Annotated in this window: 19 protein-coding genes; 9 read left to right on the top strand and 10 right to left on the bottom strand. The window is 72.0% G+C overall.

All coding sequences use genetic code 11. From position 1 onward, the window contains the following. The 3 genes from ABT085_RS26520 to ABT085_RS26510 all read right to left on the bottom strand — a co-directional run. Positions 1 to 595 (bottom strand): Pvc16 family protein (locus ABT085_RS26520; RefSeq protein WP_351612809.1); only part of this gene is annotated, 595 nt, incomplete at its 3' end. 28 nt (positions 596 to 623) lie between these two features. Next, positions 624 to 3,479, bottom strand: a complete 2,856-nt coding sequence (locus ABT085_RS26515) for an HYR domain-containing protein (protein ID WP_351612806.1) — start codon at positions 3,477 to 3,479, stop codon at positions 624 to 626. A gap of 408 nt (positions 3,480 to 3,887) precedes the next feature. Then, complete coding sequence (locus ABT085_RS26510) at positions 3,888 to 4,511, bottom strand: helix-turn-helix transcriptional regulator (protein ID WP_351612803.1); 624 nt, start codon at positions 4,509 to 4,511, stop codon at positions 3,888 to 3,890. Between the two features lie 160 nt (positions 4,512 to 4,671). On the opposite strand from ABT085_RS26510, the gene ABT085_RS26505 reads away from it, so the two are divergent. Beyond that, positions 4,672 to 6,045, top strand: a complete 1,374-nt coding sequence (locus ABT085_RS26505; RefSeq protein WP_351612800.1) for a COG1470 family protein — start codon at positions 4,672 to 4,674, stop codon at positions 6,043 to 6,045. A 118-nt stretch (positions 6,046 to 6,163) separates the two neighbouring features. Here the strand turns inward: ABT085_RS26505 and ABT085_RS26500 are convergent, their stop codons facing one another. The 6 genes from ABT085_RS26500 to ABT085_RS26475 form a co-directional block, all read right to left on the bottom strand. Beyond that, complete coding sequence (locus tag ABT085_RS26500; RefSeq protein ID WP_351612798.1) at positions 6,164 to 6,943, bottom strand: eCIS core domain-containing protein; 780 nt, start codon at positions 6,941 to 6,943, stop codon at positions 6,164 to 6,166. A gap of 134 nt (positions 6,944 to 7,077) precedes the next feature. Further along, complete coding sequence (locus tag ABT085_RS26495; RefSeq protein ID WP_351612795.1) at positions 7,078 to 7,308, bottom strand: hypothetical protein; 231 nt, start codon at positions 7,306 to 7,308, stop codon at positions 7,078 to 7,080. Positions 7,309 to 7,457: 149 nt separating this feature from the next. Beyond that, positions 7,458 to 9,290: a sensor histidine kinase gene (locus ABT085_RS26490; protein WP_351612793.1), complete on the bottom strand. Its 1,833-nt coding sequence runs from the start codon at positions 9,288 to 9,290 to the stop codon at positions 7,458 to 7,460. Then, positions 9,287 to 9,988, bottom strand: coding sequence for a response regulator transcription factor (locus tag ABT085_RS26485; protein WP_351612790.1), 702 nt, complete (start codon positions 9,986 to 9,988; stop codon positions 9,287 to 9,289). Before ABT085_RS26485 ends, ABT085_RS26490 begins: the two co-directional genes overlap by 4 nt. Before the next feature lie 8 nt (positions 9,989 to 9,996). Next, positions 9,997 to 10,731 carry a L,D-transpeptidase family protein gene (locus tag ABT085_RS26480; protein WP_351612787.1) on the bottom strand — a complete coding sequence of 245 codons (735 nt, stop codon included), beginning with the start codon at positions 10,729 to 10,731 and terminating at the stop codon, positions 9,997 to 9,999. Positions 10,732 to 10,955: 224 nt separating this feature from the next. After that, on the bottom strand, positions 10,956 to 11,714 hold the full coding sequence (locus ABT085_RS26475) for a DUF6193 family natural product biosynthesis protein (RefSeq protein ID WP_351612783.1): 759 nt from the start codon (positions 11,712 to 11,714) through the stop codon (positions 10,956 to 10,958). Between the two features lie 208 nt (positions 11,715 to 11,922). On the opposite strand from ABT085_RS26475, the gene ABT085_RS26470 reads away from it, so the two are divergent. The 5 genes from ABT085_RS26470 (at position 11,923) to ABT085_RS26450 (ending at position 15,883) form a co-directional block, all read left to right on the top strand. Continuing rightward, a complete protein-coding gene (locus ABT085_RS26470; protein ID WP_351612778.1) occupies positions 11,923 to 12,069 on the top strand; it encodes a hypothetical protein in 147 nt (48 codons plus the stop codon). A gap of 82 nt (positions 12,070 to 12,151) precedes the next feature. After that, on the top strand, positions 12,152 to 12,850 hold the full coding sequence (locus ABT085_RS26465) for a TetR/AcrR family transcriptional regulator (protein WP_351612775.1): 699 nt from the start codon (positions 12,152 to 12,154) through the stop codon (positions 12,848 to 12,850). A gap of 55 nt (positions 12,851 to 12,905) precedes the next feature. Further along, on the top strand, positions 12,906 to 14,429 hold the full coding sequence (locus ABT085_RS26460; protein WP_351612772.1) for an FAD-dependent monooxygenase: 1,524 nt from the start codon (positions 12,906 to 12,908) through the stop codon (positions 14,427 to 14,429). An 88-nt stretch (positions 14,430 to 14,517) separates the two neighbouring features. Next, positions 14,518 to 14,703, top strand: coding sequence for a hypothetical protein (locus tag ABT085_RS26455; RefSeq protein ID WP_351612769.1), 186 nt, complete (start codon positions 14,518 to 14,520; stop codon positions 14,701 to 14,703). Then, entirely contained in the window at positions 14,669 to 15,883 is a 1,215-nt protein-coding gene (locus ABT085_RS26450; protein WP_351612767.1) for an SGNH/GDSL hydrolase family protein, read from the top strand. Before ABT085_RS26455 ends, ABT085_RS26450 begins: the two co-directional genes overlap by 35 nt. Positions 15,884 to 16,016: 133 nt before the next feature. On the opposite strand, the gene ABT085_RS26445 is transcribed toward ABT085_RS26450, so the two are convergent. Continuing rightward, a complete protein-coding gene (locus ABT085_RS26445) occupies positions 16,017 to 16,883 on the bottom strand; it encodes a LysR family transcriptional regulator (protein WP_351612765.1) in 867 nt (288 codons plus the stop codon). Positions 16,884 to 17,062: 179 nt separating this feature from the next. Between ABT085_RS26445 and ABT085_RS26440 the strand changes: the two genes are divergently transcribed. The 3 genes from ABT085_RS26440 to ABT085_RS26430 all read left to right on the top strand — a co-directional run bounded on the left by ABT085_RS26440 (position 17,063) and on the right by ABT085_RS26430 (position 20,151). After that, entirely contained in the window at positions 17,063 to 18,514 is a 1,452-nt protein-coding gene (locus ABT085_RS26440; protein WP_351612760.1) for an amidase, read from the top strand. Positions 18,515 to 18,648: 134 nt separating this feature from the next. Beyond that, positions 18,649 to 19,551, top strand: a complete 903-nt coding sequence (locus ABT085_RS26435) for a methyltransferase domain-containing protein (RefSeq protein WP_351612758.1) — start codon at positions 18,649 to 18,651, stop codon at positions 19,549 to 19,551. 168 nt (positions 19,552 to 19,719) lie between these two features. Continuing rightward, a complete protein-coding gene (locus ABT085_RS26430; protein WP_351612756.1) occupies positions 19,720 to 20,151 on the top strand; it encodes a PaaI family thioesterase in 432 nt (143 codons plus the stop codon). Positions 20,152 to 20,289: the final 138 nt, after the last annotated feature.

The following is a 20,289-nucleotide window of genomic DNA, read 5'->3' as shown; positions in this document are numbered from 1 at the left end:
CGGTGGTCCCGGTGTTCTCGGTGTTCTCCACCCCGAGCCGCAGGCCGCCCTCCTCGGTGACCGGCGGCCCCGCCGCGACGGCCCCCGTGCCGACCAGGGGCACGCTGACCACGAGGTCGAGGGAGGGCTTCAGCTCGCCGCCGAGCGCGCTCCACACATCCGCGAACGAACGGTCCTCGGGAGGCGGCAGCGCGATCGTCATCGGCACCGGCAGCGGAAGCTCGGCCAGCGAGCCGGTCAGGTGCCGGGCGGGCATGGCGTCGCTGCCGATCAGGCACAGCAGGAGGGAGGACAGCAGGCGGTGTTCGTCCTCGGGGCGCCGGGTCCAGGCGGTGATCAGGTACGACAGCTTGAAGTACCGGGGCGGGCGGTGCCGGGCGACGACGGTGCCGCGTTCGTCGTACTCGTTGGACAGGCCTCGGGAGCGGCGGCGCATGTCCTCCCGGATGTCGTAGAGGTACAGATTGACGGTGGGGGCGTTGACCTTGGCCGCCCACTCCCGGGTGGGTGCGTCGAACATGACGCTGATCTGTGTGCCGCCCAGGGCGTCGTTGCGGACGAGGGCGCGCAGTGCTTCGTCGACCTCGTGGATCACGGTTCCACCTCCGTCCTGGTCATGCGTGTCACCCGCGGCCGATGAAGTCCGGCGGCTGGAGGCTGCGCGGCACGACGAGGACCTTCGCGCTGACCGGGTCGTATCCGGGCCCGGTCGCCCGCAGCAGCCGCTGTCCGGTGCGGTCCTTGCGCAGGACGAGGACCTGGGTGCGGAACGTTCCGTCCGCGTCCACCCGCACCGGGACCGTCGCGGCGGTGATGCCCACGTTCCACTTCAGCTGTACGACGGTTCCGGCCGGGAAGTCGCGGCCCTCGGCGAGGACGACGTCGCCGAGCCGGGCGACGACGGGTCCGACGGTCAGCACGGGCTGCAGGACGCGGATCCGGGCCGTGTCGGTGTTGTTGCCGGGGAACGGGTCGGTCGGTGTGCCGGCGACCCGGGCCGTCAGAGTGCCGGTGGTGGCCTTGTCGTACGACAGCCGGGTGGTGACCTCGATCCGGCCGCCGGCCGGCAGGGTGCAGGGGCTGGCGGTCGTGCAGCGGTTCTGGGGGCTCACCACTGTGGCGGTCCCGGGCGGTACGGCGGTCAGGACGACGTTCGTCGCGTTGTCCGGTCCGGCGTTGGTGAGGGTGAACGTCGCCGTGAGCGTGCCTCCGGTGAAGGCGGGCTGCGGGGCGACGGCGGCGGTCACGGCGAGGTCGGCGGCGGGCGGGACGGGTCCGGGCGGCATCAGGGTGACGGTCACCACGGCGGTGTCGCGGCCGATGTTGCCCGCCTTGTCGGTCGCCGTGCAGGTGACGGTGGTCTTCCCGATCGGGAAGCGCGTCCCGGAGGCCGGGGTGCAGCTCGTGGGAAGCGTGCCGTCGACGACGTCCTGGGCGGTGGCGGTGTACCGGACGGGGATACCGCTCGGGCTGATGGTGCGCACGGTGCGGTCGTCCACCCGGACGACGGGCGGGGCGTTGTCGATCACGGTGAAGACGGCCGTGTCGGTGCCGGTGTTGCCCGCCTTGTCGGTCGCCGTGCAGGTCACGGTGGTCTTCCCGATCGGGAAGGTGGAACCGGACGGGGGTATGCAGGTGACGGCCAGGGGTCCGTCGACCAGGTCCTCGGCCGTGGCGGTGTAGTCGATCAGGGCGCCGTCGGGCCCGGTGGCCGCCACGGTGCGGTCGGTCACGGTGACCACGGGCGGGGTCGTGTCGACCACGGTGATCACGGCGGTGTCGGTGCCGGTGTTCTCATGGGAGTCCGTCGACGTGCAGGTCACCGTCGTACGGCCGACCGGGAAGGTGGAGCCGGAGGGCGGGGTGCAGGTGACCGGCGTCGGCCCGTCCACGCTGTCGACCGCGGTGGCGGGGTACTCCACCGTCGCGCCGTCGGGCCCGGTGGCCTCCACCGTGCGGTCGTCGACGGTCACGACGGGCGCGGTCGTGTCGATCACCGTGATCACGGCGGTGCCGGTGCCGGTGTTCTCGTGGGAGTCGGTCGCCGTGCAGGTCACCTTGGTCTCCCCGATCGGGAACACCGAACCCGACGGCGGATCGCAGGTGACCGTCACTTTTCCGTCGACGGTGTCCTGCGCCGACGCGGGGTACTCCACGACCGCGCCGTCGGGGCCGGTCGCCTGCGCGGTGCGGTCCTCGACGGTGACGACGGGGCCGGTCGTGTCGACCACGGTGATCACGGCCGTGCCCCGGCCGGTGTGGCCCGTCTTGTCGGTCGCCGTGCAGGTGACCGTCGTGCGCCCGATGGGGAAGCGTGTCCCGGACGGCGGCTCGCAGAGGACCGGGACGTCGCCGTCGACGTTGTCGTGCGCGGTGGCCGAATAGTCGACGACCGCGCCGTCCGGGCCGGTGGCCTCGACCGTACGGTCGTCGACGGTCACCGCCGGAGGGGTCACGTCGTTGACGGTGATATGGATCTGCTCCCGGTAGGCCGGGTCGGCCGCCGGGCCGAGGGTGAACTGGACCGTGCAGTTCAGCGTGGTGCCCTGGGGAGCGTCCGGGGACACGGTGATGCGCTCGCCGAAGCCGGCGGTCTGGCCGCTGATCACCTGGGTGCTCGCCGGGGACAGGGAGACGTCCAGCGAGCGGTCGCAGTCGACGAGCTGGTGGCCGACGGCGACGGGCAGGTTCGTCAGACCCTGGATGATGGCGTTCGACACCTGAGTCGGGTCGACGCCCTGGAAGTACGTACCGCCGGTGGCCTGGGTGACGCGGGTGGCCTGGCCGTTCTCGTAGTCGCCGTCGCTGGGCCGCTGGCCGTCGAGTCCGTCGCTGTAGCTGTCCACGTCGACGGCGAGCACCTTCACGCCGTGGCTCTTGAGCGCACTGATGACGTCGGTGAAACTGTGCCCGTTGCTGGGGTCGTGGCTGGAGGCGTCACCGACCAGGACGACGATGGGGCTGGCGCCCTCCCGGAACGTGTTCCGGCCACCGACCCCGTTCGCCACCTCGTCGAGGGCGTTCCCCCAGTCCTCCGGCGTGTCGCCACCACCGCCGGCGGTCAGGGCGTTCACACCGTTCTGGATGGCCGTTCGATCGGCGGTGAACGCCTGGTGCAGGAGGAAGAGCCGGCTTTCGTCCTTCTCGTCTCCGTAACTGGCCACGGCGAACCGGGAGTCGGGCTGGGCGTCGAAGACCCGGTTGACGATCGTGGACAGGTTGTTGCGCACATTGGCGATGGGTTCACCCATGCTCCCGGTGTTGTCCACCAGCAGCACGACATCCGGCTTCGGCGGCACCGCCGGGGTCTGCACCTGCTTGTCCACGGTGATCGACGCACCGGGGTCCAGCGACCGCTCCACCAGCGCCGGGGTGACCGGGGACACCGCCGACCGCGCGGACCGCGCAGACGCCGAGGGCGAGGCGGACGGGGAGGCCGGTGAAGGCGAGGAGGAGGGTTCGGACGGTGTGGACGACACGGAAGAAGAGGGGGAGGAGGCAGAGGAGGACGGCGAGGGGTCGGTGGACGAAGCCGCCGTCCGGACCCGCGGCGCCGAGTCTCCGATGCCGGCTCCTACCGCGCAGAACGCGAGGACCGCGGCCATCAGGCCCGCCCGCAGCCGGAACACCCGCACGACATCCCCTCCCAGATCTACGTCTGTCCCACCGTCCCCGGCACCGCTCCCCGGCGGAGCGGCGCATGGGACACCCGAGGGGGAAGCGCGGGCTGCCCCTCCGGGCAATCCGCTCCTCACCTACGCCACCGAGGCGGACCGCCCCCGTCAGGCCGACCTCACCGGGCCGACCCCATCGGACCCGCCTCATCGGATCAACCGCTTCGGATCGGCCCTGCGGTCGGCCCTGCGGTCGGCCCCTCGGATCGGCCTTCAGATCAGCCCCTGCCGGAGCGCGTAGGCGACGACATGGGAGCGGTTGCGCAGGTGCAGCCGGGTGACCAGCTCGTGCAGGATGTTCTTGATGGTCCGTTCGGAGTACGCGAGTTTCGCGGCGATGTCCCCGGTGTCGTAGCCCTCGGCGACCAGGCGGACGACCTCGATCTCCCGGTCGGTGAGCCCGCTGAAGTTCAGGCCGCGCGGCGCCAGGACCTGGCTCTGCAGCTGACCGACCTGTTCCAGCAGGCGGCCCAGCAGGTCGGCGGGAACGCTGCCCTCCCCCCTGGCCACCGCGTTGATCACCTGTACCAGCCGCTCCGGCGTAGCCTCGGACCGCCGCAGGATGCCCGCCACTCCGCACTCGGCGGCACCGACCACCTGCTGGTCGTCGATGCGGGTGGCGATCAGCGCCAGCCGGGCCGCCGTCGTCCGCCGGATGTGCCGAAGGATCCGCAGCGACTCCTCGTCTATGGTCTCCACGACGACCACCACCACGGCGGCGGCCGTTTCCTCCCCCTCCTCCTGTAACCGGATCTCCGGCCGGGGCCGCAGCTGTGAGGCGACCCCCGCTCTGGAGATCGGGTCATCCGCGCGCAGGCACACCACTATCCGGTCCACAACGGTCTCCCCCCAGGTCGAGCGCATCGCGGCGCGTCGAGCAGTATGCGGGAGGCGACTCCACACGAAGTCAACAAGGCATCAATGGGCACATCAGCTTCCCGAAAGTCTTCCTGAGCGGCCCGTGTGAACCGCCGTCACCGGCCTTACCGTGCCGCTCATGACAACTGCGGCAAGCCTGGACACGACCGCTGTGACGGCCGAGCCCGGCGGGCGGATCGACGTTCCCCTTCAGGTACGCAACTCCGGCAGCACGGTGGAGGAGTACCGCTTCGAGGTCGTGGGCCCGGCGGCGGCCTGGGCGACCGTCGAACCGGCGAGCCTTTCGCTGTTCCCGGGCAGTACGGGCACCGCGGTCCTCGCGCTGAGCCCGCCCCGGAGCTCGGAGGCACTGGCCGGGGACGTCCCGTTCGGGGTGCGGGTGGTGCCCACCAGCGCCCCCGACGAGACGGTCGTGCCCGAGGGCGTGCTCACGGTCCTGCCGTTCGCCTCGATCACCGGGGAACTGGTGCCCCGCGGGTTCGACGGCGCCTGGCGCGGCAACACGGACGTGGCCGTCGACAACCACGGCAACACCCCGGTGACGGTGCAGCTGACGGCCCAGAGCGACAGCTCCCGGGTGCGCCTGCGCTTCGCCCGGGAGACCGTCGAGCTGGCGCCTGGCGCGGCCGAACTGTCGCGACTCACCGTGCGTCCGGCACGGAGGCTGTGGCGCGGCACCCCCGTGGTGCATCCCTTCCAGGTGGTGGCGACGCCCATGGGCGACGTGCCGCACGAGTCGGTCGTCCTGGACGGCACCTACCAGCAGAACGCGATACTGCCGCGCTGGCTGCCGCGCGCCCTGGTGGCGGCGGTGGCCGCGCTGGCGGCCCTGGCCGTCGTGTGGTTCGCACTGCTGCGCCCGGTGGTGCAGTCGGCGGCGCGGGAGGAATCCAAGAAGCAGGTGGCCGCCGCGCTGTCGCCCAGCCCCGGGGCGTCCGGCGCCGCGAGTGGCGGTGGCTCGTCCGGCGCGTCGGCGGGCGCCGGCGGAAAGGGACAGGACGCGGCGGGCGGTGGCTCACCGAGCTCCGGTGCCGCGGCGGGCTCGACGGCCGGGAGCACCGGCGGCGGGACCGGTGGCGGTACGGGCGGCAGCGGGGGCGGGGGTACCGGGGATCCGCGCAGCGCTCAGGCCGAGGTCAAGGACGCTACGGGCGGCGACCCCACGGCGGGTACGGTGTTCACCGTCCCGGCCGGCCAGGCGTTCGACCTGACGGACCTGGTGGCGCAGAACCCGCAGGGAGACTCCGGCACCGTCGTCATCGCCGCCGAGGGCCGGACCCTGCTGCGTCTCGCGCTGCAGAACTTCCGCGACCAGGACTACCACTTCGTCACCCCGATCGTTGTGCCCGACGGAGGGAAGATCACCATGACGGTGACCTGCACCGAGGTGGGCAAGCCGGTGGGCAGTCCGACTCCGGCCCAGTGCGCCGAGTCGGTGCTGGTCGGCGGGACTCTGCGGCCGGCGCCCAGCCCCTCCCCCACCACGGCCTGAGCCGGCCGGAGGACGGCGGGCCCCATCGGCCGGGACGAAGTCCGGGCAGGCGGGGCCGAGCCGCCCGGGACGGCGAACGGTACGGCCCCGGGCTCGGACGAGCCCGGGGCCGTACCGTTCACGCGTCACCCGACTCGTCCTCCTGCTGCTCCTCCTCGGCCCGTTGCACGAACAGCCCCTGCACATCGGCGGGTTCCTCGTCCTGCTGCTCGGCCTCCCGCTGGACCGCCGCGGACGGCCCGGCAACGGCCGCCGGCGCCTCCGTGGCCTGCGCGGCCGGAGCCGGGGCCGGGGCGGACATCACGCGTTCGGCGTTCGCGCTGGCCTCCCGCTCGTACCGGTCCGAGGGGTCGCTGACCCGGATCCCACCGGGTGCGGTGGTCCCGTCGACCGGGCCGCTGCGCTGCTGGATCACATGGGTCAGTTCATGGGCGAGCGTGGTACGCCCGGCGTGGGACGCCGGGTCGTAGGCGTCCCGCTGGAAGACGACGTTGCTGCCTACGGTGTAGGCATGTGCTCCGACCGACTTCGCGGACTCGTGCGCCGCGTCGCCCGTGTGCACCCGTACGTCGGAGAAGTCCGCCCCGAGCCTTGCCTCCATGTCGGTGCGGACATCGGCACCGAGGGCCTGCCCGGAGCCGGATCCGACCACGTCGTGCACGGGCGAACGCTGCGCCGAGGGGTTCTCCTCGTCCTGCTCCCGCTGCAGCATGGCGCCCACCGCGCTGTTGCCGACGGCACGCTGCAAGGTGCCCATGCCGGACGGGCCCAGGACATCCGGGCGGCCCGCGGCCGCCGCCTTGAACAGCTGCGAGTCGTCGGTCCGGGACTGCCCATGGTCGGCTTGCCGGTGGTCGTGGTCATGGTCATGGTCGTGGTCGTGTATGTGATCGGGCATTCTCACTCCCTGGGACGGCTGGCGGCAGACCTCTCTCACCCTGACACTGCCTCAGTGCGTGCGCCGGGTACAGGCATGCGCCTGTCCACGGGAGTGCAGCCACGGCTGCCCGATGAGGCAGACACCGAATCCCGCTACTCCGTTGAGTCCTCCCAGCGGAAGGAGCCCAGGGGTGACCCGTCCCTCCACCGACCCGGTGTCTCCGGTTCGGGCTCACCGTCACCCTGCCGTCGGCGGGTCAGATGCCCGATGGTGACGATCGCACCGAGCAGCAGCCCGAACAGGCAGACCAGGCCGACCGCGAGTCCGGCGAGGCCCAGCAGGCCGTACCCCGTCAGGGCCGCCATGACGTCCATCAGATTCATGCATCCACAGGCCAGCATGACGGCATGATCCCTGCTGACGGCCCGACCGTGACGGTGCGTGGCCCATCCGTGCCCCGGACATGGCCGTTCCGCAATACGGCACCCTGACCGGCCGCCCGTCCGGTCGTACCGGTCCCCCGGCAGACGGTTCAGTCGTCGCAGGACGGCGGCGGGGCGCCCGGCAGCCGGAGCGTGAACACGGCGCCGCGTCCCGGCTCGCTCGCCGCCTCTGCCGTACCGCCGTGGGCGACCGCCAGGTGGCGCACGATGGACAGGCCCAGACCGCTGCCGCCGGTGCGTCGGCTGCGGGACTTCTCCGCACGCCAGAACCGCTCGAAGACATGCGGCAGGTCCTCGGGCGCGATGCCCGTGCCGGTGTCCGCGACGGTGAGCACGACGCCGTCGTCGCCACGGCGGGCGGCCAGCGCGACCGTACCGCCGGGGGGTGTGTGACGCAGCGCGTTGGAGACCAGGTTGCCGAGCATCTGCCGCATCCGGACCGGGTCGGCGTCCAGCCAGAGGACGGCGCCGGCATCGGTGCGCAGGGTGACGTCGGCCGTGTCGGCGGCCACCCGGTGGACCGCGGCGACCTGGTCGAGCAGTTCGTCGGCGCGTACCGGCTCGCGGTGCAGGCGCAGGGTGCCGGCGTCCGCGGCCGCCAGGTCCTGGAGGTCGTCGATGACACGCTGGAGCACGAGCGCCTCGTCGTGCAGCGAGTCGAGCAGCGCGGCGTCCGGGTCGACGACACCGTCCCGGGTGACCTCCAGCCAGCCGCGGATGTTGGTCAGCGGGCTGCGCAGCTCGTGGGCGATGTCGCTGACCATCGCCCTGCGCTGGGCCTCCAGGCGCGCCCGGCGCTCGGTCAGGTCGTTGAACGCCTCCGCCAGGATGCCGGTCTCGTCCCGGGTGGTGACCGCGACCCGCACATGCAGGTCCGGCGGCTGCTGGGCGGCTTCGGTCAGTGCGCGCAGGGGACGCACCAGCCGGCCGGCGACCACGGCGGTGACGGCGACGGTGACCACGAGGACGAGACCCGCGGCGCCGGCGACCTTGGCCTTGTTGGCCGGGGACACGTCGAAGCGGGGGGTGGTTCGGTCTCCGATGCCGAGGAACAGCTGGGCGGAAGGTGCGACGTATGGGTCCAGTTGGGCGCGGCGGGCGCTGTGGGCGCAGTTCTGTACCGCTTTCTCGGTCGGGGAACCGTCACGCGCCTTGCCCTTGATCACGGGCCGGAAGTCCAGCGGGTCCTTCCCGGTGACGTCGAAGGTGACGTACAGCGGTGAGCCGAGAGTCAGGCCCTGGCGGTCAAGGCAGGCCCGGGTCCGGGCGGTCAGCGCGTCCAGCGCCTTGTCCTCGGTGGCGGTGGGGGTGTTCAGCCGTCCGTCGGCACACTCCGGCGGGACGTAGGAGAGGGGGTCCTGCCCGTCCGTGCCGACGAGGGCCGCACGTCCGCTCGGCGTCCGTGTCACGGTGACGGTGATGTCGTACGCGCCGTAGCAGTGCTGCCGCTTCCTGGCCAGGGCGTCGACCTGGAGCCGCTCGGCGGCGGTCAGCCGGTACGGGCCGACCGCACGGGGGTCGATGCCGCTCAGCTGCGCCCCCTGTTCGCTGTAGGTGTCGGTGTGCAGGGGGTCGACGGTGGCGGCGGGCCGGGGCGGCAGCGGAGTGCCGGGTCGGGCGGAGTCGGCGATGACGGTGCGGTCGGCGGTGGTCAGGGCGATGCGCCGCCCGGACCGGGCCGCGAGGGCGCGGACGGTGCGTCCCCCCTTCGACCAGTCGGGGTGGGTGGCGGCGTAGCCGCTGAGCTGGGTGAGGATGCCGCTGTCGGTGGCCAGGTCCTGTCCCTGCTCCTCCTCCAGGGCGCTGGTGGTGGTCGCGACCGCGAGCCAGGCCGTCGCGGCCACCGAGCACAGCGCGATGAGGGCGGACGCGATCAGCAGCCGTACGAGCAGCCGTTTGCGCAGCGGTATCCGGCGCCTCATCCGCGGCCGCCGCTGAGCTTGTAGCCGATGCCGAACACGGTCACCAGCCGCACCGGGCGGCGTGGGTCGGCCTCGATCTTCCGGCGCAGGTTCATGATGTGGACGTCGACGGCGCGTTCGGTGGAGGCCCGGTCGAAGCCGCGGGTGCACTGCAGCAGTTGCCGCCGGGAGAAGACGCGGTCCGGCTCCCCGGCCATGGCGAGCAGGATCTGGAACTCCGCCGGCGTGCACTCCACCGGCACCCCGTCGCAGCGCACTTCGTACCGTACGGGATCGACGGTGACCGCCCCGGCCCTCACGACGGGCTCCTCCCGGCCCGGGCCGGCGCCGCGTGCGCTGCGCCGCAGGACGGTGCGGACGCGGGCCATCAGCTCGCGCGGGCTGTACGGCTTCGTCATGTAGTCGTCGGCGCCCAGTTCGAGGCCGAGCAGCAGGTCGTCCTCGTCGGAGCGGGCGGTGAGCATCAGTACGGGGATGTCCTGGTGGCTGGCGCGCAGCAGTCGGCACACCTCGAAGCCGTCCACGGCCGGGAGCATCAGGTCGAGGATCACGAGGTCGGGCCGGAGCCGGCGGGCCGCGTCCAGCGCGGCCGCGCCGTCGTGCACCACGGTGGCGGTGTGGCCCTGCGCCAGCAGGGACCGGCGGATGAGCTCGGCCTGCATCTCGTCGTCCTCGGCCACCAGGACATGTGCGCTCATGGGGCGGCTCAGCGGGCGAGCCAGTCGGCGTACCCGAGGACGACGACGGGGTGCCGGTCCGGGTCCAGTGCGCGCAGTAGTGCCTTCATGTGTGCCTTCCCGATGCTGACGCAGCCGTGGGTGGGGCCGCCGTGGTCGACGTGGATCCAGATACCGCCGCCGCGGCCCAGGCCGAGCGGGCGGGTCCAGTCGAGGGGTGACGTGCCCGGTCGTCGGTTGTAGTCGATGGCGACGACGTAGTCGAACGAGCCGGCCAGCGGCTCCCCCTCGAATCCGGTGCCAGGCGAGACGAACCCGGAGGACCGGTCGTACGACAGTCGGCTGCCGGGATCGGCGAGCAGTCCGCCGGCGTCGCTCAGAGTGTAGACGCCGAGGGGTGAACGCAGGTCACCGGCCGTGTGGTGGCCGCTCCAGCCGTGCAGCGCGTTGTGCGCCGGCCAGATCTGGCCGGACTGCCAGCCTGCCTCGGTGCGTTCGTACAGGACGGCGGTGGACACCGGGGAGTCCCGGCCGCGTCCGGTCACCACGACGGCCTGCCGTGCCTGGCCGGGTATGGCCGCCGTGGTCTCCGGCCCCAGGCCCGGGATCGGCCGCCAGGCGGCACGGGCCGGTGTGCGTGGCGCGGGCGTGCGTGCCGGTACGACGGGGGCGTCCCCCCGCCCGGCCGCCACGGTAGTGCTGCCGCAGGCGCTGACCAGGACGGAGGTGCTGAGGAGCCCGACAGCGGCTCTGCGATTGATCATGAAGCCGACTCTCGCCGACACATGTGAGAAACCTGTCAGCGCCGGGAAACACTTCCACTCGGCCGGGACGGCGGCGGAGCACAACAGCACACTCAAGAGCACACCTGACGCATATGCAGATATGCCCCCTCTGAGGCATGACTGGCACCATCGTGATCACCTCACTGGCGGTCAGCGGTCGGCCAAGTCGGGCCTGCCCCATGCCCTGTGACGGACTGCGGACCTCATCCGACGGCTGGAGGAACGACCAAGTCGCGGGGAGGGACAGCGTCGCCCGGAAGGCCGTCCAGGATCACCGCGACGGCCTGCGCAGCGCCGTCCACCTCCTGGAGTCGGCCGTCGGCGAATCGCACCCGGTAGCGGCCCTGTCCGATCGACATGACCCCCGGCAGGTCACGACAGATCGGCGGCGCGGCCCGACGGCTGAAGGTGAGCCAGTACATGCTCCGCCCCGGTGAGAAAGCCCGAAGGCGCGGCTGTTCGAAGGCGGCCTCCACCAGTTCGCGCAGAGCGCTGTCCTGCCGGCGTACGGCGGCTGCGCGCAGTTGGCGCCAGCGCACGGACACGGCCTCGCCCCGTTCGTGGGCCTCGGCCAGCTCCCAGGTACGCAGACAGGGCCACTGTTCCACGAGCTCGCGTACCCGCGGTGCCCGCAGCCAGGAGTCCATCGCGCCGGCCACCTCCGCCAGGTCTTCGGTGGAGCCTGTGGCCATGTGAACCCCATCGGTCCAGCAGTCCACGCTGAAACAGCGCTCCTGCTCGGCCATCAGGACATTCACCGAGCGGCCACCGGCTGCCGCCCGGGCTGCCACGCAACGCCAACCCGGTGACGACGTCAACTCGACCACGAACCCGTAGCCCGCGCGATCGACCGCTGCTTGCAAGGCTCTTTGCAATGAACCCGCCTGCGCCACCTCGGGATAGAGCGTCGCGAACCCACTCACCGGACCATTCGGCGTCGCGCCGGAAAGCTGCTCGGACATGCGATCGAGTCTGCCAGACCTACGCGTCGTCGCCGCGCGTCCCTGCCTGCTCCAGCGGCCGGCTGGATCGCGTTACGAGCGTTGAGCAAGAAGGCCCCTCAGGCTCCTCGAGCTGTGCAGCGTTGCCGCGGCGCGTGGACGCATGCACGCCGCGCGGACACTGCGGCAGTGGCTGCCCATGTCCTCGCATGCTGAAGCGATCGCATACGTGAGCGCGTTGCTGGACGGCAACGCACCCGCGCCCCTGGTCGCCGTCGCCACCAAGGAACTTGTGGAGCCCCTCGACTTGGTCTGTGCGGTGGCGACCCTTCTGAGCGGGGCGGCGATCCAAGCCGGTGAAAGTCTCGACGGATGACCGGAGAACCGGTCTTGTCCACGCCCATTTTGGTACGGCGCACCAACTTGGATCGCCGTACCAAAAGTGCCACCATCGAGATATGACGACGCGAGCGGGCCGGCCACAGCGGCGCAACCAGGTGCTCTCCCGGGAGCAGATCATCGACACTGCGCTCGGGCTGCTCGACGCGGGCGGCGAGAGCGCGCTGACCATCCGGGCGCTGACCGAACGGCTGTCCACCGGTTCCGGGGCGATCTACTACCACGTCGGCACCCGTGACGACCTGCTCGACACGGCGACGGAAACCGTGATCGGCGCGGCGCTGGCGACCCGGCCCGCCGGGGCCGCGACCACGCCCGGGGACGAGATCCGTGCCGTGGCACTGGCGCTGTTCGACGCGATCGCCGCCCACCCGTGGCTCGCCATGCGGCTGACCCTGCAGATCGTCCGGAACCCGGTCGGCCCGGTGACCGTGGGGATCTTCGAGCGGATCGGCGGCCAGATGGGCGCCCTGGGCGTGCCGCGGGCCTCCTGGTTCGACGCGACCTCGACCCTCGTGCACTACATCCTCGGTGCCGTCAGCCAGAACGCCCGCATCGAGGGGGACACTTCGGGGATCGACCCCGCCGGGGATCGCGACGCGTTCGTCGACGCGGCGTCGGCGGCGTGGCAGGGGCTCGACCCGGAGGCCTACCCGTTCATGCACGCCGTCGTCGGCCAGATGCGAGAGCACGACGACCGCGAGCAGTTCCTCACCGGCATCGCCGTCATCCTCGACGGCCTCTGCCGGCTGCGCTGACCTGGCCGATCCGGCCGGGTGACCTTGTCGTTCGCTTCCCGAAGGAGCACCTCTCATGCATGACGTCGTGATCGCGGGCGGCGGCCCGGTCGGTCTGTTCCTGGCCGGCGAGCTGGCCCTGTCCGGCTGCTCGGTCGTGGTCCTCGAGCGGGACCCGGAACCCGCCTCGCCGCTGAAGGCGTTACCGCTCGGGTTGCGGGGGCTGAATGCCGGTTCGGCCGAGACGTTCTACCGTCGTGGCCTGCTGGAGGCGATGGCGCAGGCTTCGGGGGTCGACCCGCAGAAGCTGGGCGCGGATCCGGAAGCGGTCGAGGCGCCCGGCCCTCGTGAGGTGAGTCATTTCGCGGGCATGACGCTCGCCGCGGCCGACATCGACACCGGCGCCCTGCCGCCCCGGCTGCCCAGCCCGGCGATGGAGGGGTTCATGACGAGCCTGGAAGCGGCCGGATCGGTCCTGCGCGAGCGGGCCACCGCGTCCGGAGCCGAGATCATCCGCAATGCTCCCGTCACGGCCGTGGCGCAGGATGCAGGATCAGTCCTCGTCACGGCAGGCGGCCAGGAGTACCAGGGGCGCTGGCTGGTGGGCTGCGACGGCGGGCGCAGCGCCGTACGCCAGCTCGCCGGTTTCGAGTTCGTGGGCACCGAGCCGCTGTTCACCGGCTACGCCGCCAAGGTCGCCTTCGCCGACCCCGGACAGCTGCCCCTCGGGTTCCATCTGACGCCGAACGGCATGTATCTGCGTACGCCCTTCGAAGGGCACCTGGGCATGATGGACTTCGACGGCGCCGCCTTCGACCGCTCCCGGCCGCCGACCCGCGAACACCTCCAGACGGTCCTGCGCCGCATCAGCGGCACCGACGTGACGCTGAGCGAGGTCCACCTCGCCTCCAGTTTCACCGACCGCGCGATGCAGACGACGACGTACCGCCGGGGCCGGGTGCTGCTGGCCGGCGACGCGGCGCACATCCACTCGCCCCTGGGCGGCCAGGGCCTCAACCTCGGTATCGGCGACGCCGTCAACCTGGGCTGGAAACTCGCCGCCACCGTGCGCGGCTGGGCGCCCGAGGATCTGCTCGACACCTACACCAGCGAGCGGCACCCCGTCGGCGCCGCCGTGCTCGACTGGTCCCGCGCCCAGGTCGCCACCATGAAGCCGGGCCCCAACGCCCCCGCGCTGCGCCGCCTCGTGCAGGACCTGATGCGCACCACCGACGGAACGACCCATGTGTACCGACAGACGTCGGGGCTGTTCCACCGCTACGACCTGGGCGGCGAACAGGCCCTCGTCGGCCGCAGCTCCCCGGACTTCCGCTTCGAGGACGGCACCCGGCTCGGCGAACTGCTGCGCCAAGGGCGGGCAGTGGTGCTCGACTTCAGCACCGACCGGGCGCTGCAGGTCGCGGCCAAGGGGTGGGCGGGCCGGATCCACTACGCGGCCGGCCCGGCACGCAATGACCTCGGGCTGGCTGCCGCACTGATCCGGCCTGACGGCATCGTGGCCTGGGCCGGCGAGTCCGGCCCGGACCGCGAGGCGTTCGAGCAGGCCGCTGCCCGGTGGCTCGGCGCGCCGCGGAGCTAGAACGAACGGCGGCTTGCCGACCCGTTCCCGGCCCGACGCCGTTCACCCGCCGCCCATCGGCCTCCCCTGCGCCGGAGCATCGGTCCGCATGCGCAAGGCCACGACCGAGGCCGGCACCCGCGCACCCGCATCAGGCAAGGCCCCGACACCGCACTCGTCGAGCACCGACACCGACACCGACACCGACACCGACACCGACAAGCAGGGCCGCCATACCCGACTACCGAAGGGCAACGACCGTGGACAGCGTCATCAGGACCCCCTCCAGCCTTGAACGTCCAACCCCGCACACAGGGGCGTGGGTTCACACCTGGGGCGCCTCCCCGCAGGCACCGGACGACTCCGTCAGCCGCATCGAGCCCTTCGAGAACGCGACGCTGCGGCAGATCGTCCGCATCACAGGCGGCGGGCACCGCATCCGCCTCCGCATCAGCAACGAGTACGGAACCGCACCGCTGGCCATCGGCGCCGCCCATGTCGCCCTCACGGACACGGACGACGCGATCCAGCCCGGAAGCGATCACGCGGTGACCTTCGGCGGCCGGCCGGCCGTCACCGTGCCGGCGGGCGCACCGGTCCTCAGCGACCCCGTCGATCTGCGGGCCACCGCGCTGGCCCGGCTGACCATCAGCCTCTACCTGCCCGGCCGCGTCGACACCGCGACCTGCCACGGAACCTTCCACACGCTCGGCTGGCTCATCCCGGGCGACGCGACCGCCCCCGTACCGCTGCCCGCACACGCCGCTCCTTTACCGGCCCAGGCCCTGATCACAGCCGTGGAGGTACAGCCCGAGACACCGGCCCGGGCCATCGCCGTCATCGGCGATTCCCGTGTGGACGGCATGGGATCCACCCCCGGCACCGACCGACGCTGGACGGACCGGCTCGCCGAACGCCTGGCGGACCGCCCCGGGCCGGAACTGTGTGTGGTCAGCCAGGGCATCAACGGCAACCGCCTGCTCAGCGACGGCATCGGCACCGCCGCCCTCGCCCGCTTCGACCGCGACATCCTCGCCACGCCCGGCCTCGGCCACGTGGTGATCGCCGTGGGCAACGACCTGTTCTTCTCCTTCGCCCCGCCCACCGAGGAGAACGCCGCGTTCCTCTGCATGTTCCCCGGCCCACCCGCCGGCGTGGACGACATCATCGCCGCCCACCTCCAACTGGCCGCACGCGCCCACGCGCACGGCGTGAAGGTCCACGCCGCGACCATCGCCCCCTACGGTGGCTCGGAGATGTACTCGGCCGAGGGTGACAAGGCCCGCGAGCAAGTCAACGCGTGGATCCGCACCAGCGGCGCCTTCGACGGCGTACTCGACTTCGACGCCGTCTGGCGCGACCCCGCCGACCCCACCCACATCCGCAGCGACCTGCACATCGGCGACCACCTCCACGGCAACGACGCGGGCTACGCCGCCCTCGCGCAATCCATCGACCTCTCCGTCTTCGACTGACCTCCCGGCCCGAGCGGCTCGCGGCCTTCTCGTGGAAGCGGCGGCACCCGGCGTGTGCAGTGATCGCACGCGCCGGGCGCTGCGGCGAAGCCGTCGGCAGCCCCTGTTTCCCTCCCCCGGACAGGGCCGTTGATCAGCGGCTTCCCTCGCGGTGGCGGTACGCGGTTGTCGCGATCTCGACGAAGGACCGGATCAACGGGTTGGTGTCCCCCTCGTTCCACACGGCCACCACCCGGCTCGGCTCCATGTCGGTCAGCGGCACCGCGGTCAGTTCCGCGGGCAGGTCGTGGCCGAGCGGGGCCAGGCCGACCGTGCCGTTCCACAGCACGGCCTGCAGGCATTCCTGGACGGCACGCACCACCGGTCCCTCGCGCGGCCTGCCGCCGTGCCAGTACGACTGCCAGAGGGGGTCGGTGTCCGGCGGGAACCGGAACCAGCGGCGGTCGTCGAGTTCGGCCAGCCGCAGCCCGTCGCGGCGGGCCAGCGGATCGTCGGCGCGCAGGACCACGCCGACCGGATCGGTACGCAGTTCACGCACCGTCAGCGCGGTCTCGTCGAACGGCGCCCGGGTGAGGGCGACATCGACCAGTCCGGCGCGCAGCCCGCAGGTCGGGTCGGTCAGATCGGTGTCGCGGACGCGGATGTCGATGCCGGGGCGGGTCCGGCGGTAGGCGGCGGCCAGCCTGGTCACGCCCGGGTCGGTGCCGTCGCCCAGGATGCCGACGGTGAGGGTCGCGACGCCGGCCGCCGCGCTCACGCGTGCCCGGACACGGTCGGCGTGGTCGAGCAGGGCCCGCGCCTCGTCGAGCAGCACCGAGCCCACCGCAGTGAGCGTGACTCCTGTGGGCGAGCGGGTGAACAGCAGGGCCCCGACATCGGCTTCCAACTGCTTGATCGCCCGGCTCAGCGGCGGCTGGCTGATGTGCAGTCGGGTGGCGGCCCGGCCGAAGTGGAGTTCCTCGGCGACCGCCACGAAGTAGCGCAAGGTCCGCAGCTCCACGCTGCAACGATACCCAGGTGGTATCGGCGCCGCAGGACGGGTCTTGGACAGCCTCGAGGCGTCGACGGTGAACCCGCGATCACGACCGCGAGCAGCTGCATGGGCCCGCTGGCAAGGCGTCCGCCCTTGCGCGAAGCGGCATTTCGTGGCCTTTTTCAGAGGCCGCTAGCGTCGGATTCATGGAATGGAGCTTTCGGACGGCCGAAGAGCTGGCGGCCGCATTAGGTGCCGGTGAAGTGACCTCGGTGGAACTGACCGATGAGGCGATTGCCCGTATCGAGCGCGACGACAAGGCGATCAACGCGATGTGTGTCCCGGACTTCGACCGTGCGCGGGCCGCCGCACGCGGTGCCGACCGGGCGCGCGCCCGCGGCGAGATCCGGCCGCTGCTCGGCATTCCGGTGACGGTCAAGGAGTCCTACGACATGGCGGGACTGCCCACGACCTGGGGCATGCCGCAACACCGGGACTACGTGCCGGCCGAGGACGCGGTGCAGGTGTCGCGGCTCAAGGCCGCGGGCGCGGTGGTGCTGGGCAAGACCAATGTGCCCTTGGGGCTGCAGGACATCCAGACCTTCAACGACATGTACGGCACCACCAACAATCCGTGGGATCACACTCGTACGTCCGGCGGATCCTCCGGCGGATCAGCGGCGGCCCTGGCGTCCGGATTCTGCGCGCTGTCCATCGGCTCCGACCTCGCTGGTTCGCTGCGTACTCCCGCGCATTTCTGCGGCGTCTACGCGCACAAGCCGACACTCGGACTGGCGGCAACCCGCGGCATGGTCGTGCCGCCGGCACCGCCGTTGCCGGTCGAGCTCGACCTCGCCGTCGTAGGTCCCATGGCGCGCACTGCCCGCGACCTCGCGCTTCTGCTCGACGTCATGGCCGGACCGGACCCGCTGACGCTCGGCAAGGCGTACGACTTGACGCTGCCCCCCGCGCGCCACGAGCGGCTCGGCGACTTCCGGGTTCTGGTCGTCGACGAGCATCCGCTCATTCCGACCGGGTCCGCTGTGCGGGCGGGCGTGAACCGGGTGGCCGACGCCCTTGCCGACGGCGGCGCCCACGTCGCACGGCACACTCCGCTGCTGCCCGATCTGACCGAAGCCGCCACGCTCTACACGCAGTTGCTGTTTTCGAGCTCGGTGGCGCGTTTTCCCGTCGAAGGGTACGAGCAGCTGCGGGCCTGGGCCGCCGGGCTGAGTCCGGACGACCGGAGCCTCGACGCGACGCGGCTGCGTGCCATGGTGTTCAGCCACCGCGACTGGATGGAGGCGAACAGCGCTCGCGAACTCCACCGCCACGGCTGGCGGCAGCTCTTCGCCGAGTTCGATGCCGTGGTGTGTCCGATCACGCCCACTCCCGCGTTCCCGCACGACCACGACCCTCAGGTGATGGAACGCCGGATCGACATCGACGGCGTCGGGTACCCGTACTTCGACCAGCTCGTCTGGGCGGGTCTGGCCACCATGCCCGGCTTGCCCGCCACCGCGATACCGGCGGGCAGGTCCCCCGAGGGTCTGCCGGTGGGAGTCCAGCTCATCGGTCCGATGTTCGAGGACCGCACCCCGCTGCGGCTGGCCGAACTGCTCGAGCGGGAGATCGGCGGTTTCCAGGCACCGAGGTAGGGCGTACTACCGGGTGTCCGTCGAGGCCGAGGGGCGGATGCCGAACGCGGGCCGGGGCCTGGTCCTGAACCGTGTGAGGCATCCCGCTCCCGTCGTCGTAGCGCCGGCGGCCCGGGAAGGTCGACCATGGAGTCATGACACCCTCGCCCCGCCCGTCGCACGTCGGTGACCGACCGGATCCGACAGGCGGGACTGCCGCGTTCGGTGGAGAGTCCGCTGGCGCCCGGGGGTACCTGCTGGACAACGCGCGCGCCGAGGCGGGCGAGCGATTCGTCTGGCTGGCCGAGCTGTTCGACGGTGTGACGCTCGGGCACTTCGATCGGCTGGGGGTCGGGGCCGGCTCGCGCTGCTGGGAGGTGGGGGCCGGTGGCCCCGGTGTCCCGCAGGCGCTCGCGGCGGCCGTCGGCCCGAGCGGGCACGTGCTGGCAACGGACATCGACCCGTCGTGGCTGAAGACAGGCGACGGGTACGAGGTACGCCGGCACGACGTCGTCGCTGATCCGCCGCCGGAGCCGGGGACGTTCGATCTGGTGCACGCCCGGCTCGTGCTGGTCCATCTGCCGGACCGGGCTCGCGCGTTGGCCACGATGGCGGCAGCGCTGCGGCCCGGCGGCTGGCTGCTGGTCGAGGACGCCGATACCGCTCTGCAGCCCCTGGCATGCGTGGACGCAAGCGGCCCCGCACAGCAGCGGGCCAACCGGCTGCGCGACGCGGTCCGGGAACTGCTGACGCGCCGTGGCGCGGACCTGCGCTTCGGCCGCACACTGCCGCGGGCATTGCGTGAGGCAGGCTTGCTGGATGTCGCCGCGGCGGGCTTCTTCCCGGTCGGCGGGCCGGCCTGCGACCGGCTGGAGGCGGCGACCATCCGGCACGTGCGCGGCGAGCTGCTCGCGGCCGGCCTGGCGGACGACGCCGAGATCGACGCCCACCTGGCCGCCATCCACGCGGGCCGACTGGACCTGACACTCGCACCCCTGATCTCGGCCTGGGGACGCCGCCCGCCCGAGCACCCGCCGGCGCCCGGTGAGGTGTCGTGAGCTGCCGGATCACCGCGCGCCTCCCTGTGCGGCAACATACTGCGAAAGCCGTGCCGCCCACGGCTCGAGAGGACGCCTACCGCGCCCTCAGCCCTCTCGACCACTGGGCCGACGTCCTCGTGGAGCAGACCACGAGCCACCGGACGACCACCGAGAACGAGGAGTGATGTGACGTACGCGCCGGATTTGGCCCTCGCACGAAAGGTCCTGGCGGCCCAGCCCTTCAGCAACCTGCTCGGCGCCCGCCTGGTGGCCTTCGGCGAAGGCGAGGCGACGCTGGAGGTGGACATCCGCGACGACCTGCGCCAGCAGAACGGCTTTCTGCACGGCGGTGTGCTCGCCTACGCGGCGGACAACACGCTGACCTTCGCCGCAGGCACGGTGGTCGGCACGCGGCTGCTGACCGCCGGGTTCACCATCGACTACCTGCGCCCCGCCGACGGCGTGCTCCTGCGCGCCCACGCGCGGGTCGTACGGGCGGGCCGTTCCCGTGTCGTGTGCCGCTGCGACCTGTCGGTCGTGGACAGCGCGGGGAGGGAGGCCCTGTGCGCGGTGGCACAGGGAACCATCGCGGTCCCCGAAGCCGCACAGGAAGTCTGACGCCACGGGTGAGCCGCGCGGCCGGGCCGCGCCCCGGCAGGTGATCGCCCATCTGGCCGGGACTGTGCGACGAGGCTGGTTCAGCCGGCTCGTTGACATGCTCCTCGCCCTGAAGGGCGAGGATTCTGGCCTTCCCGG

Origin of the sequence: Streptomyces sp. NPDC002265 (assembly GCF_040296125.1) — a bacterium.
Classification (GTDB): Bacteria; Actinomycetota; Actinomycetes; order Streptomycetales; family Streptomycetaceae; genus Streptomyces.
Note: the sequence above shows the minus strand (reverse complement) of the source record. Positions and strands in the feature narration are given on the sequence as shown.